Origin of the sequence: Gordonia sp. QH-12 (assembly GCF_001578675.1) — a bacterium.
GTDB lineage: Bacteria > Actinomycetota > Actinomycetes > Mycobacteriales > Mycobacteriaceae > Gordonia > Gordonia sihwensis.
The window spans coordinates 65947-79807 of sequence record NZ_KQ969296.1 but is presented as its reverse complement, the minus strand read 5'-3'; the positions used below and the strand labels follow the sequence as shown (position 1 = coordinate 79807).

Sequence of the window (13861 nt, the reverse complement as noted above, 5' to 3'; positions counted from 1 at the left end):
CTCGCCCCCGACTGCCCCGTTAGCCTCGAGGGATGAAACTCGGTCTGCAACTCGGATACTGGGGCGCCCAGCCGCCCACGAACCACCGCGAACTCGTTCAGGCCGCCGAACGGGCGGGCTTCGACTCCGTCTATACGGCGGAGGCCTGGGGTTCGGACGCCTACACTCCCCTCGCCTGGTACGGGAGCGACACCGAACGCCTCAGACTCGGCACGTCCGTGCTTCAGCTGTCGGCCCGCACGCCCACCGCGTGTGCGATGGCGGCCCTGACTCTCGACCACCTCTCGGGCGGCAGGCACATCGTCGGTCTCGGCGTCTCCGGCCCGCAGGTGGTCGAGGGCTGGTACGGCCAGCGATTCGCGAAGCCGCTGGCACGCACCAGGGAGTACGTCGACATCATGCGCCAGGTGTGGGCGCGGGAGGCACCGGTGACCAGTCCCGGACCGCATTATCCGCTCCCGCTGTCCGACGAGTCGGCGACCGGCCTCGGAAAACCCCTGAAGTCGATCGTGCATCCGCTGCGCCGGGACATCCCGGTCCACCTCGGCGCGGAGGGCCCCAAGAACATCGCCCTGGCCGCCGAGATCGCCGACGGCTGGCTTCCGCTGTTCTTCACACCCCGGATGGCCGACCAGTACAACGCCTGGCTCGACGAGGGGTTCGCCCGACCCGGCGCCCGCCACACCCGCGAGACGTTCGAGATCGCCGCGGTGGCGCAGATCGTCCTCACCGACGACGTCGCCGCCGCCTACTCCGCGATCAAGCCCTTCCTCGCGCTGTACATGGGCGGCATGGGCAGCGAGGACACCAACTTCCATGCGGAGGTCTACCGCCGAATGGGCTACGCCGAGGTAGTCGACGAGGTCACCGCGCTGTTCCGGTCCGGCCGCAAGGACGAGGCCGCGGCGATCATCCCGGACGCGGTCGTGGACGATTCGGCGATCGTCGGCGACGAGGCCCACGTACGCGAACAGATGGCTGTCTGGGAGCGCGCCGGGGTCACCACGATGCTCGTCTCCCCCGGCACCGTGGCCGAGGTGGAACGCCTCGCCGCACTGCTCGACTGAGCCGTTGACCGCGACCTTGATTAGGTGAACGAAAGGTTAACGCGACCCGAATAACGCTTGACTTCACCTTGCGCGGAGGTTACAAAGGTATGGACTGCAAAGAACGAAGGAGGTCTCCACCATGCGAAACAGCACAGGTTCGACCTTTGCGTCCACCTTTCACGCGTACATTCGCCGGATCGCCGCGCGGATGAACCAGAGCGCCAACGAGCGCCTGAGCCTGCAACTCGGAAACTCTCCGGTCGCGGTGCTCGGCGTCGGCTGACGGCCCGAACAACACGAAACAGCAGTGGTCCCCGACGGAACGAATCCGTCGGGGACCACTGCTGTTTCGGAGGGTTGTGAACAAGTCGTCGTTCAGGAACGGCCGGCGGACGGCCCGGCGACGACGGTCAGCTCACGCGGTGCAGGCGGAACAGCGGAATCACCCGGGTCGTGCGCTTCTCGTACAATGTGAAGTTCGGCCACACGCCGAGCAGCCGGTCCCACGCGGCGGCGCGCTCGACGCCGGAGAGCTCGGTCGCTGACATCCGCGTCGCCGCCCCGTGAACCTCGACGTCGAACGAATCGGCGGCGCGGATGTTGTAGACCCACGCAGGCGTCCGCGGTCCCCCGAAGTACGAGCCGGCGACGATCCAGTCCTCGCCGTCGGGCGCCGCGAGCACCGGCGTCGAGTGCAGCACTCCGCTCTTGCGGCCGCGCACCGTGATGGTGATCCCGGGAAGTCCGGCGATCCGCAGCAGATCCACTCGGCCGCGCGAGACCTTCTGAAGCACGGTGTCCGCCTTCACGATCCACGGGAGGTACCGCGGCAGCCAGGAGATCGACCCGATCAGGATCGCCAACCGCGTGAGGATCCCCACCGGGTCAGCCGAGGTCTCTGGTGAGCGTGTCGGCCAACAGCCTCGCGACCTCCGCCGGATCGTCGAGATCTCCGCCCTCGGCGAGCACCGCCGTCGCGTACAGCAGCTTGGCGGTCGGTTCGAGAGCCGTGTGATCGTCGCCGTCCGCGTCGAACTTGCTCCGCAGGGCCGTGACGAGGGCGTTGTCCGGATTCAGCTCCAGGATCCGCTTCGACTTGGGCACCGGCTGGCCCGACGCCCGATACAGCTTCTCCAACTGCGGGGTCATCGAGAAAGTGTCCCCGACCAGGCACGCCGCCGACTCGGTCAGCCGCGAACTCAGCCGCGCCTCCGAGACGTCGTCCGCGAGCGTGTCGGCGAGCCAGGACAGCAGCGGTGCGAACTCCTCGTCGCGCTTCGACTTCTCCTCGCCGTCGGCGTCCGCGTCGGCGTCATCCAGGTCGACGACGCCCTTGGCCACCGACACCAGTTGCTTGCCTTCGAAGTCGAGACCGGAGGAGACCCAGACCTCGTCCACCGGATCGGACAGCAGCAGCACCTCGATGCCCTTCGCGCGGAAGGCCTCCAGGTGCGGCGACCGCTCGATCTGCGTCCGCGACTCGCCGGTCATGTAGTAGATCACGTCCTGATCGGGCTTGCACCGCGAGAGGTAGTCGACCAGTGTGGTCGGCTCGGTCTCACTGTGGGTGGACCCGAACACCGACGCCTTGAGGATCGCCTTCGCGTTGTCGTGGTCGTTGATCAGACCTTCCTTGAAGACGCGGCCGAAATTGCTCCAGAAGGTCTGGTAGTCCTCCGGACGACGGTCCTGCAGTTCCTGGACCGACGAGATGACCTTCTTCACCAGACGTCGCCGGATGGCGCGGATCTGACGGTCCTGCTGCAGAATCTCGCGCGAGACGTTCAGCGACAGATCCGCGGCGTCGACCACGCCCTGGACGAACCGCAGATACTCGGGCATCAACTCGGCGGCGTCGTCCATGATGAACACGCGCTTGACATACAGGTGGATGCCGCTGGTGCGCTCGCGCATGAACAGATCGAACGGCGCCTGCGACGGGATGAAGAGCAGGGCCTGGTACTCGAACGTGCCCTCGGCGTGCAGCGAGATGGTCTCGAGGGGCTCGTCCCAGGCGTGCGAGATGTGACGGTAGAACTCGGCGTACTCCTCCTCGGACACCTCGCCGGGCGACTTCGCCCACAGCGCCTTCTGCGAGTTCAGGGTCTCGTCGACCTCTTCGGTCGTGGGCTCGCCGCCTTCCTCGGCGGCAGGCACCTGCTTGGTCACCCGCATGCGGATCGGCCAGGAGATGAAGTCGGAGTACTTCTTGACCAGAGCGCGCAGCACGTTCTGGTCGGCGTAGTCGTGGACCGCGTTCTCCTCGTCGACGGCCTTGAGGGTGAGGGTGATCGACGTGCCCTGCGGAGCGTCGGGGGCCTCGTCGAGGGTGTAGGTCCCGTCGCCGGTCGACTCCCAGCGCGTTCCGACGGTCTCGCCGGCCTTGCGCGTGACCAGTTCGACGCGATCGGCGACCATGAACACCGAGTAGAAGCCGATGCCGAACTGGCCGATCAGTTCCCCGGCGTCCTTGGCGTCGGTCTCGGCGAGCTTCCGGCGCAGTTCATCGGTGCCCGACTTCGCCACGGTTCCGATCAGGTCGACGACCTCCTCGCGCGACATGCCGATGCCGTTGTCGGACACGGTCAGCGTCCGAGCGGAGGCGTCCGGGGTCAGCCGGATGTGCAGATCGGAGATGTCGACGTCGAGGTCCTTGTCGCGCAAGCCTTCCAAGCGGAGCTTGTCGACCGCGTCCGACGCGTTGGAGATCAGTTCGCGAAGAAAGCTGTCCTTGTTCGAATAGATCGAATGAACCATCAGATCCAGCAGTTGGCGTGCCTGGGCTTGGAACTCGTACACCTGCGAGGTCACCGCGTAACTCCTCATCGTTGAGCTGATTTCGCGCCGCTGAGTGTACCGGGGCGGCTGCGCGTACTGTGAAGGGCGTGTCTGGGGTTCCACGTGCTCTGTTCGTCCACGCTCATCCCGACGACGAGTCGTTGTGGACCGGCGGCACCATGGCACGACACGCCCGGCGCGGCGGCGAGGTCTCGCTGGTGACATGCACGTGGGTGCCCGGGACCGCGCGCCACGGCGAGTTGCTCGACGCCGCCCGCGAACTGGGACTGTCTCGCGAGCCCATCATGCTCGGCTACGCCGACAGTTTCGTCCCCGAGTCCGCGCCCGGCGCGACTCCGTTCGTCTCAGCGCCCTTCGACGAGCAGGTCGCGGCTCTGGTGGCACACATCCGGGAGATCAAGCCGCACATCCTCGTCACCTATGACGCCTACGGCATGTACGGCCACCCCGATCACATCCACGCCAACCGGCTCACGTGCGCCGCGGCCGACGCCGCGGCGATCGGCGCCTACCGCCCCGACGCGGGCGAGCCCTGGCAGGTCCGTTCGCTCTACTTCATCACCATTCCCGAGACCACCGTGACCACGTTGAAACCGCACCTCACCGAGGACTCGCATCTTCCCGTGTCCGGGACGCCCAGCGACCGGATCGACCTCGCCGTCGACATCGACGACTGCCTCGGCAGCAAGATCCGCGCGATCGTCTCGCACAAGACGGAGATCGCGCGCAGCGCGTCGATGAAGGCCTTCGGAGCACTCCCCCGCGATCCGCAGCGACTGTTTCTGCAGTGGGAGTCGTATCTGCGGCGCGATCTCGTTCCGGGCGGAGCCGAGCTCGCCTGACTCCCGGCTCAGGCCGGCGACACGACCTCGACGAGATCGGTGCGCAGCCCTGACGCCCGCGCCACCCGGCGGCCGACGGCGGCGCGCAGGGATTCCGGTGTGCCGACGATGTTCACCTCGCGCTCGGCGCGGGTGATCGCCGTGTAGAGCAACTCCCGCGTCAGCAGTTCCGCGTCCGGGGGCGGGAGGATCACGGTGACCGTGCCGAACTGGCTGCCCTGACTCCGGTGAATGGTCATGGCGTAGACCGGAATCGCGTCGGCGAGCTGACTCGGGTGAAGCCGCTTGATCTCATGACCGCGTTCGAAGACCGCGGCGAGCCCGCCCGCATCGTCGATCACCACTCCGGAATCGCCGTTGTAGACGTCCTGCGTCCGGTCGTTCGCGGTCACCAGCAGCGGTTCGCCCGGATACCAGCGGCCCGTTCCGGCCGCACCGCCGAGGTCGTCGCCGATCCAGCCGATCACCCGTCTGGACCAGCCCGCGACCCCGTAGGGACCGTCCCGGTGCGCGCACAGCACGCGGTGCCCCCGGAGTGCCACCACGGCGCCGCGGGCGTCGCCGCTCCGCGCCGCCTCGCGCAGGCTCCGTGCCCAGCCCACGGCTTCGGTCCGCACCACGTCGGCGTCATCCGGATCGATCAGCCGGACCGGATGCTCCGACCGCGCGCCGTGGCCGATGAGCTCGATCACCCGGTCCGCGTCGCCGGCGTTGACCGCTTCGGCGACCTCGCCGATGCGGTCTCCGTAGCGGTGTCCGCGGCGCAGCGTGATGACGCCGCGCGCCAGTGCGGAGGTCTCCGCCGAATCGAAGTCGGCCGCCGCGAGATCGCACACAGCCGTGAACGCGTCCGGAAGCACGGCGCCGGCCCCCGCGGTCACATCCCGGTCGACGAGGTCAGCGAGAACCGCGCCCGCCTCCACCGACACCAGCTGGTGCGGATCGCCGACGAGGATGAGCCGGGTGTCGGCGCGCAGCGATTCGAGCAGACGGCACATCATCGTGACCGGGAGCATCGAGGTCTCGTCGACCACCACGACGTCGAAAGGCAGACGGTTGCCCGCCCCGCGGACGAACGTTCCGTCCGGCCGAGATCCGAGCAGGCGATGCACGGTCACCGCGGCGGGGTCACTCCGCAGGGTCTGGTGTTCGCGGCGGTACTCCCCGATCGCCGTCTGCAACTGGGCCGCGGCGCGTCCGGTGGGCGCGCACAGCCCGATCCGGAGGTCGCCGCCGAACAGCGTCTCCATCACGGCCAGGATGCGAGCGACCGTGTACGTCTTGCCGGTACCGGGACCGCCTGCGAGGACGGTGGTCCACGAGGTGGCCGCCAGCGCCGCGGCGGCACGCTGGCGGTCGTAGCCGCTCGTATCGCCGGCCCCGAACGCCGCATCGAGCGCCGCCGTCAGCGCGGCTGCGTCGACCGCGGGCCGGCTCGCGGCGCGTGCGTCGAGGATCTGCCGGATGCTCTGTTCCTGCCGGAAGAATTTGCGCAGATACAGCAGCGGGCCGTCGGCCGATTCGGCGAGGGCGAGCGGTCGCAGTGGGCCGGTGCCGCCGCCGATCACCAGCGGCGACGCGGCCAGCGCCGCACGCAGCGCGTCGGGTGCGGGCCACGGCAGCGGCGTCTGGTCGTCACCGGCCGCCGCGAGATCGGCGATCCTGTCCAGCTCGACGCAGGTGGAACCGGTCCGGACGGCACGGACCGCCAGCGCTGCGGCAAGGAGCACCTGCTCGTCGACGGGTCCGCCGCACAGCGCTGCGACGCGCCTGGCGACGTGCACATCGGCGGCGTTCAGCACACCCGCCGCGTTGAACGTCGTGAGCAGATCCGATCCCGAGGCCACACGCTGCGGCGCGCAGCGGTCCGACAGTGCTCCGGCGGTCGCGGACGGGTCGGTCATCGCCCCACTCCTTCCGTTCGGCCGGCGAGGAGCTCCGACATCTCGACGATCAGGGCGGGCGGCAGGTCCCATTGAAAGACGCCGCAGCCGGGCGGAGTCTGCGGACCGGCCATCCCGCGCACGAAGTGATACTGCACCGGACCCAGATGCCGTGCGGGGTCGTAGCCGGCGAGCCGCCAACGCAGATAGCGGTGGAGTGCCACCGAATACAGCAGTGCCTGCAGCGGATAGTGCGCGGACATCATCTCCTCTGCCATCGCCTCGCGACCGAAGTCCTCGACCGCCAGATCCCCCGGACGCAGGCGGTTGGTCTTGTAGTCGACGACCACGAATCGGTTCTCGGCGGTCCGCAGCACCGAGTCGATGCTGCCGGTGAGATAGCCGGTGAAGGTCTCGTCGGAGACCGTCCGGACCATTTCCGAATACGGTGCCAGCGGATCGTCGCCCGGCAGATGCCGCGCGAGCAGATCTCCGACCTCCTCGAGGCCGAACCCGCCGGCGGTATCGGACAACGGCAGTTCGAAGTCCATCTCGGCCAGTCGCGCGCCGGGTTCGATGCTCCACAGATCGCCGAATCCCAGAGGTGTGGTGAGCACCCCGATCAGCGCGCGGGCGAGAACATCGACGTCGATCTCGACTCCCCGTGCCGCGGCGCCCTGCACGCACATCTGACGCACGTGCGCCGCCATATCCGGCTCCGCGGTGTCCACATGCTCCAGTACTTCGTGGACGAGGGTTCCGAATCCGGCGCCGAAGGGCAGCCCGTTCATCAGCGACGGTGTGCCCACGACTTCTCCGGACACCGCACCGGCCTCCGCCCGCGCGTCATCGGGCTCGTCGGGCCGCAGCACGTCCTCGGGTTCGCTCCCCGCCTGAACCGGCGAGGCTGGTCCGGGCGTCTCGGCGTGGAATGCCGCGTGCGCCGCGGCCACGATGGCCGAATACGACGTTCGGCGCCACCGTTGATCGATGCTTCTCGTGAACCGTGCCACGCTCAGTTCCGGAGGCGTGCCCGCGTCGGACGGAGGGCGCCACTCGGTGCGGCCGCGGCGACCCGCCGGTTCCACGACGACCGAGGGGTTCCCGGCTGCGACGCCGCGCAGAGCGCCGACGCACTCGGTGTCCCCGGCCGGGATCGGCACGGTGTCCGGAATCGGCGACAGGTCGCCGGACCGTGCGGCCAGTCGACGCTCGTCGGCGGTGAAGAGCAGCCGGTGCAGGGCCCCGCGCGCGGTCGTCGTGCTCGGCGCCCACCACAGGACCACCTGGCTGCGGGCTCGGGTCGCGGCCACGTAGAGCAGTCGAAGATCCTCACCGGCGCCTTCGGAGCGGGACTGCCGATCGCGGCGCGCATAGCCGCGCGCCTGTTTCCCTCCGACGTCGAGATAGCGGCGATCGCCTTCGTGGAACAGGAAGGTGGCCGGATTCGGGTGGCTGGCGCCGTCCCAGCCGAACGGCACGTAGACGATCGGGAACTCGAGTCCCTTGCTCGCGTGGACCGTCATGATCTGGACGGCCTCGGTGTCGCGGTCGAGCCGTCGCGTCGCGTCACGCTGCTGTCCCCACTGCGAACCCTCGTCGATCTGTCGTCCGAGCCAGTCGACCAGCGTGGCGATCCCGGTCGACGACTCGGTGACATGCCGATTGCACAGTTCGGAGATCTGCAGCACGTCGGTGAGCAGACGCTCGCCTCCGTCGACGCCGAGCAATCGCTCCGCGGTGCCGAACTCGCCGAAGAGCCGTGCGGCCATCGCCGCGAACCCGCCGTCGGCGAAGACGCGACCGAGTTCGGCCAGCCGTCCCGACAGCGCGCCGACACCCGTGTCGCCCTGCCGTTCCAGCGTCTGGGCCGACAGTCCGAGGATCGGCGTCAGCGCGGCCAGACGCACGCGTGGCTGGCGGGACGGCGTATCGATGGCGGACAGGACGTACCACCAGTATCGGGCCGCGGGTGTGGCGAAGATGGAGGTGCCCGAGGTGACGACGGAGGCGATGCCCCGTTCGGCGAGGGCACGCTGCAGCGGTGCGATCGTGCGGTTGGCGCGGAGCAGAACAGCGATGTCGCCGGGTTCGACCGACCGGGCGCCGTAGCCGTCGTCGATGGTCACGTCGCCGCCCAGCACACCCGCGATGTCGTCGGCGACGTCGTCGGTGACGCGCTCGCGGACTTCGGCGACCAAGGGAGTGGTGCCGTCCTGCGTCGTGGTGGTGAAGTCGCCGCGCAGGAATCCGCGGATACGGACCGCGGGCGCGCCGTGGATCCGCGATCCGGAACGGCGCGCCCGAACCGGCTGATAGGCGATCTGTCGGTGACCGAGCGTCGCGCCCTCGAAGAGCGCGCCGAGCCCGTCCACCACCGCGGCGTCCGAACGCCAGTTCACGGTCAGCCGCTGCCGCTCGTCTGCCGCCTCGACCGCGTTCAGGTAGCTCAGCACCTCGGCGCCGCGGAAGGCGTAGATCGACTGCTTCGGATCGCCCACCAGCACCAGCGGCAGGTGATCGTGGAAGCATCGCCTGACGATCTCCCACTGCTGAGGATCGGTGTCCTGGAACTCGTCGATGAGCACGGCCGAGAACTGTGCGCGGATCCGGCGGCACGCCTCATCGCCGATCTCGGCGTCGGTGACGATCTCGAACAGCGCCTGCTGCAGATCGTCGTAAGTGCGGACCCTGGCCAGCCGCTTGCGCAGCGCCGTGTGTGCGCGCGCCTGCTGAGCGATCCACACTCGCAGGTCCGATTCCTCGGTCCGCTCGTCCTCCCGGTCGGGAGCCAGTGCCGCAGCGGGATCGCGGACCGCGGCGACGGCGATCTGCTCGGCTTCGGCGTACCCGGGCGCCGAGTCCGGGTCGCCGGCGAAACGCGCGAGGTAAGCGTCTCGCGCGAGCTCGGCGACCATGTCGTCGACGTTCTCGAGGATCGGGAACTGCTGCTGACGGCCACCGAGGAAGCCGAGGACCGAGAGCATTCGATTGCAGAAGGTGTGGGTGGTCGCCATCGTGGCGGCGTCGAAGTCCGACAGGGCGTCCGCGAGCCGTTGACGCCGCCGTGCGACCTCGTCGGCGTCCGCGTCGGCCAGGAAGGCGATCAGATCGTCGCCGGACGTGCGTGCGGTGGCCCGATCGTGCAGCGCGGCGACGCACTCGGTGAGACGAGAATGCGTCCGGTCCCGCAATTCGGCGGAGGCCGCGTTCGAGAACGTCGCCATGAGCAACTCCGACACCGGGACGCCGCCGGCGATGTAGCGCACGGCCAGCGCGACGATCGCGTAGGTCTTGCCGGTGCCCGCGCTGGCCTCGAGGACCAGCGTCCCGGTGGGCAGCGGTCCGGTGAGATCGAAGGCGGTGTCGCTTCCGAGTGCCGTCATCGGTCCTCCTCGTGCGCCAGGAGCGACCCGAACAGGGCCGCGGCGAGTCGGATGTACATGTCGGTCGCGTCGTCGCCGGGCAGCAGACCCGCCACGGACGACAGCGCCTCCGGCTGCGGCACCGCCGCGGCCATCGTCTCGAATCCGACCGCCGCGCCGGGATCCCCGTGGAAGACGAGCCCGGCGTACCGGTTCTGATCGCCGTACGACTTCTTGTACGCCCACTCGGCTCGACGCCGGGCCTTCGCCGGGTCGCCCGACCTGCCGAACTCCGACGCCGCGGCCACCGCGGCATCGAGGGTCAGGCCGATCGGCGCGGTCAGTCCCGCGTCACGGATGGCGACGAGCACCGCCAGCAGGTCCCCTGCGTCGTCAGGGGTGCGGATTCGACTCACCTTGGCCGACGGGTACCGACCGGAGGCACTGCCGACGACGACGGCTTCGGCGACGTCGCGGTCGGAACCGGCCCGGATCGCCAGCAACCGGATCCAGGCCGCGAGGCGATGCTTGGGCCCGAGCCGCGAATAGCTGACGGGCACCAGCCTGCCGGCGAAGACGTCTCCGACCGTCCCGTACACCCGGCGGCCGTCGGGCAGCACCACGCGGACGTCGACGGCGTCGGCGGAATCGTCACGATAGCCGTGTGCGGCAGTCGCCACCGCCTGCGCCTTGTCGCAGATGGGACCGAACTCTCTGGTTCCGAACGCGAAGGGCGGCAGACTGCCGCGCCGCAGTTCGGCTCCCTGCGCGGCGTGCGGATCCGCACCGCTGAGCAGCGCGTCGAGGTAGCGGTTGCCCACGCCCCACCGTTCGAGACCGTCCAACTCCACGGCGAGTTCGTCCCGATGTTCGTCGGCCTGTTCGGGCAGCCCCACGCCGAGACGCTGCCGTGCATGACCTTCCACCGGTGCGGCCAGAAAGCTGATGAGCTCGTCGAGGTCGACGTCGGCATCGCCCGGCGCCCGCGGGAGTCTCTCATCGGCGATCACCGGCAGCGCGGGTCCCCGCTCGCGGCATCGGGTGAGTGCGCTCAGAGCACGGGCGCCCGGAAGCAGGGCCGCGTCGTAGCTGAAGGGCCCGGAACCGTCGTCGACGAAGTTCCGTTCGTCGAACGCGTGCAGGGTGTGCCGGTACAGCACCGGAACCGGATCGCCGACGCCGAGCCCGAGCACCCCGCGCACGGCGTCGAGCAGCTCGGAGACCACCACCGCCGGCGGCGTCCGGGCACCGGTCAGCGCATCGGCGCCGGTGTAGAACACCAGCAGGTGCTCGGTCGCCGCACAGATCGCGTCGAGGAACACCTGGCGGTCTTCGTCGCGCACATTCCGTTCCCCCACCATCGGCGCCACCTGGAGGATGTCGTCGCCGTCGACGGCCCCGGCCCGCGGGTATTGACCGCTGTCCATGCCGAGCACCACGATCACCCGATGCGGCACCGAGCGCATCGGCACCATCGAGCACACGGTCAGCTCGCCGGTGCAGAAGTTCGATCGCGTCGGACGCGCGATGAGCAGCTGCGCCATCAGATCACGCATGTCGGCGAGCTCGAGTTCGGACTCCGGGGTTCCCTCGGGAACCGAGAGCGCATCGGTGAGCATGCCGACGGCTTGCGCCCGCTGCCACTCGGTCTCCGAGTCGGTGTGGGTCAGCAGATCGGCGGCGTGGATCATCGTTCGCAGCCATTGACCGGAGGCATGGGGTTCGGACACGGTCTCAAGCAGTGTGGTCAGGCGCTCGGCGAACTCGGCGAATCTTCCGGCGAGATCGGTGTCCGTCGAATCGATTCCCGACAGTGGCAGAGCGGTGGCGAGCCACTCGTTCTCCGCTTCCTCGGCGACCACGCCCAGCAGGATGCGGTCGAGCCCGGTCCGCACGGTGCCCTGGGGGAAACCGCCGAGCCCGAATCGGCGCCGCTGGGTCTCGTCGACGCCCCACCGGATACCTGAGCGCTGGACCCAGCCGGTGATCGTGTCGACATCGTCGTCGGTGAAGCCGAACCGGCGGCGCACCGGCTCCGTCGCGGCCAGATCGAGCAGATCGCCGGCCCGGACCCGGCCCGCCGCGAGGTCGAGGACGCGGGCGAGCACGTCGAGCACCGCGTTCTGCGCACGGATGCCCCGATCGGCGAGCCGCACGCGCAGCGAGAAGGCCGGATGGTCGCCGACGCGGCTCGACTGCCCGAAGACCCCGCCGATCAGCGGTGCGTACGCCTCCACGTCGGGACACATGATGAGCACATCGCGCGGTTCCAGAGTCGGGTCGGCGTCGAACAGGTGCAGAAGCCGGTCGCGAAGCACCTCCACCTGGCGCTGCGGACCGTGGCAGGCGTGCACCTCGACGCTGCCGTCGGCACCGGGGTCGAGTCCCTCGCCCTCGGCCGGGCGCCCGGGATCGTCGCGCCTGATGCCGTCCTGAAGCGCACCCAGCAGTGTCGCGGGACGACGGTGTTCCGCGGAATGGTGGCGGGTGGCGCCGACCGCGGGCGCCAGCACCTCCTGGAGCTCCTGCACGTCCCGGGACAGGCTCGCCAGCAATGGGTGCCGCACGCGCACCGGTCGGCGTTCGGCGCGCAGCCGTCCACTCCGCTGCGGCCCCGCGGTCTGGACCGCCGACCACAGTTCGGGCGAGGGATGCGGAAGATACAAGCCCACCTCGCGCCGCTCCGACAGCGCCGCGAGCACGCTTCGCAGCGTCTGCGGGATCCGCGTGGCCCCGAACAACGAGAGCCGTTCGGGAAGGTCGACGGCGTCCGCGTCGGCGCGCAGACGGTCCACCACGACCGGCAGTTGCTCCGCCAGATGCGGATGCCCCACCTCCTCGCGGACCAGCCGCCACAGCCACGGCTGCCACCGCAGATGCTCGGCGAGTTCTCCTCCCGCACCGTCCGTGTCGGAGCCGGAGGCCCACTCGGCGATCATCGTCGGCCGCTGCCATCCGTACGAGGTGAACAGTGCGGCGATGGTCGACGCGGTCGAGAGCCGACGTCCGCGATCGGCGCGGGCGTCTCCGGTCCCGAGATGTGTGGCGAGAACGCGGAGCACGGGATCGTCGATGTGGCCGTCCACCACCCGCAGCACCGGCCATCGCAGACGATCGGCGAACCAGCTCTCGGCGGCCTCGGGATCGTCCGACACGCCGTCGAGCACCTGACGCAGCAGGAACGACGGCGAGTCGAAGGCGATGTTCGCGGCGATGCCGTCGCCGCCGCACGAGGTGCCGAGCCGCAGCGACAGCTGCTGCCGGAGCCAGCGTTCCACTCCGCGCTCGGGGACCGCGACGATCTCGGTCCGCATGGGATCGGCCAGCGGCTGGGACAGGGTGTCGGCGAGCGCCTCCACGAGGCATCCCGCCTGCTCGGCGCGGTGCACGGTCAGCACTGGCGACTCTCCCCTCTGCTCAACTGGCGCTACCGGACTGCTCGGCCGTCTGGGACGGTGTCAGCGGCGCCGCCGGAACTCCACTTCCCCGCCGGTGTGTTCGGCGAGCCCCGCACGCACCGCCTCCGGGAGCGGCGCGGGTCGGCCGGTCGCGAGATCCACCACGGCACAGGTGGTCTCGGCGAGCGCAGCGAGTTCGCCGTCCCAGGCGCGGACGCGGTAGCCGTAGTCGAACGACTTCTCGCCGATCCGTGAGATCCAGATCTCGACCTTGGCCGATTCGTGGTGATAGAGGAGCGGAGTGACGAACTCGATCTCCTGCCGCGCGATCAGGAAGCCGAACCGCCGATCGTCCTTCTGGAACCACAGGTGCATGGCCCGGACCCGAGCCTCCTCGAGGATCCGCGCGAACTGCACGTTGTTGATGTGGCTGAGCGGGTCCATGTCACCCCAGCGCAATTGAATCTCGACGACGAACGGTGTGTCGGGCATGCGTGCACCCTATCGCCCACCTCCGACAGTCCG

Annotated in this window: 9 protein-coding genes; 3 read left to right on the top strand and 6 right to left on the bottom strand. The window is 69.4% G+C overall.

The annotated features are described in order from the left end of the window. Nucleotides 1–32: 32 nt before the first annotated feature. Together Y710_RS13890 and Y710_RS18780 are read left to right on the top strand one after the other, a co-directional pair. Nucleotides 33–1067 (top strand): LLM class F420-dependent oxidoreductase, encoded by a 1035-nt coding sequence (locus tag Y710_RS13890; protein ID WP_062367708.1) that lies wholly within the window; start codon nucleotides 33–35, stop codon nucleotides 1065–1067. A 121-nt stretch (nucleotides 1068–1188) separates the two neighbouring features. Next, nucleotides 1189–1332: a hypothetical protein gene (locus Y710_RS18780; RefSeq protein WP_156150511.1), complete on the top strand. Its 144-nt coding sequence runs from the start codon at nucleotides 1189–1191 to the stop codon at nucleotides 1330–1332. A gap of 127 nt (nucleotides 1333–1459) precedes the next feature. On the opposite strand, the gene Y710_RS13885 is transcribed toward Y710_RS18780, so the two are convergent. Further along, the gene (locus tag Y710_RS13885) at nucleotides 1460–1930 is read right to left on the bottom strand and encodes a nitroreductase family deazaflavin-dependent oxidoreductase (protein ID WP_006895053.1); all 471 of its coding nucleotides are present in this window, start codon (nucleotides 1928–1930) and stop codon (nucleotides 1460–1462) included. A gap of 4 nt (nucleotides 1931–1934) precedes the next feature. Then, nucleotides 1935–3875, bottom strand: a complete 1941-nt coding sequence (htpG, locus tag Y710_RS13880) for a molecular chaperone HtpG (protein ID WP_062367707.1) — start codon at nucleotides 3873–3875, stop codon at nucleotides 1935–1937. 50 nt (nucleotides 3876–3925) lie between these two features. Here htpG and Y710_RS13875 point away from each other — a divergent pair, with 50 nt between their 5' ends. After that, entirely contained in the window at nucleotides 3926–4690 is a 765-nt protein-coding gene (locus tag Y710_RS13875; protein WP_082781325.1) for a PIG-L family deacetylase, read from the top strand. 8 nt (nucleotides 4691–4698) lie between these two features. Here Y710_RS13875 and recD read toward each other — a convergent pair whose 3' ends face one another. From recD to Y710_RS13855, 4 genes are read right to left on the bottom strand one after another with little or no spacing between them, the layout of a single operon-like run. Then, on the bottom strand, nucleotides 4699–6594 hold the full coding sequence (recD, locus tag Y710_RS13870; protein ID WP_062367706.1) for an exodeoxyribonuclease V subunit alpha: 1896 nt from the start codon (nucleotides 6592–6594) through the stop codon (nucleotides 4699–4701). Further along, the gene (locus tag Y710_RS13865) at nucleotides 6591–9959 is read right to left on the bottom strand and encodes a UvrD-helicase domain-containing protein (RefSeq protein WP_062367705.1); all 3369 of its coding nucleotides are present in this window, start codon (nucleotides 9957–9959) and stop codon (nucleotides 6591–6593) included. The genes recD and Y710_RS13865 overlap by 4 nt, the downstream gene beginning before the upstream one ends. Beyond that, nucleotides 9956–13336, bottom strand: a complete 3381-nt coding sequence (recC, locus tag Y710_RS13860; protein ID WP_062367704.1) for an exodeoxyribonuclease V subunit gamma — start codon at nucleotides 13334–13336, stop codon at nucleotides 9956–9958. The genes Y710_RS13865 and recC overlap by 4 nt, the downstream gene beginning before the upstream one ends. A gap of 60 nt (nucleotides 13337–13396) precedes the next feature. Beyond that, nucleotides 13397–13828 carry an acyl-CoA thioesterase gene (locus Y710_RS13855; RefSeq protein ID WP_062367703.1) on the bottom strand — a complete coding sequence of 144 codons (432 nt, stop codon included), beginning with the start codon at nucleotides 13826–13828 and terminating at the stop codon, nucleotides 13397–13399. Between the last annotated feature and the right edge of the window lie 33 nt (nucleotides 13829–13861).

Excerpts from the sequence above, each read along its gene's own strand:
- Y710_RS13890 (WP_062367708.1), top strand. The coding sequence starts at position 33 with ATGAAACTCGGTCTGCAACTCGGATACTGGGGCGCCCAGCCGCCCACG.
- Y710_RS18780 (WP_156150511.1), top strand. The coding sequence starts at position 1,189 with ATGCGAAACAGCACAGGTTCGACCTTTGCGTCCACCTTTCACGCGTAC.
- htpG (WP_062367707.1), bottom strand. The coding sequence starts at position 3,875 with ATGAGGAGTTACGCGGTGACCTCGCAGGTGTACGAGTTCCAAGCCCAG.
- recD (WP_062367706.1), bottom strand. The coding sequence starts at position 6,594 with ATGACCGACCCGTCCGCGACCGCCGGAGCACTGTCGGACCGCTGCGCG.
- Y710_RS13865 (WP_062367705.1), bottom strand. The coding sequence starts at position 9,959 with ATGACGGCACTCGGAAGCGACACCGCCTTCGATCTCACCGGACCGCTG.
- Y710_RS13855 (WP_062367703.1), bottom strand. The coding sequence starts at position 13,828 with ATGCCCGACACACCGTTCGTCGTCGAGATTCAATTGCGCTGGGGTGAC.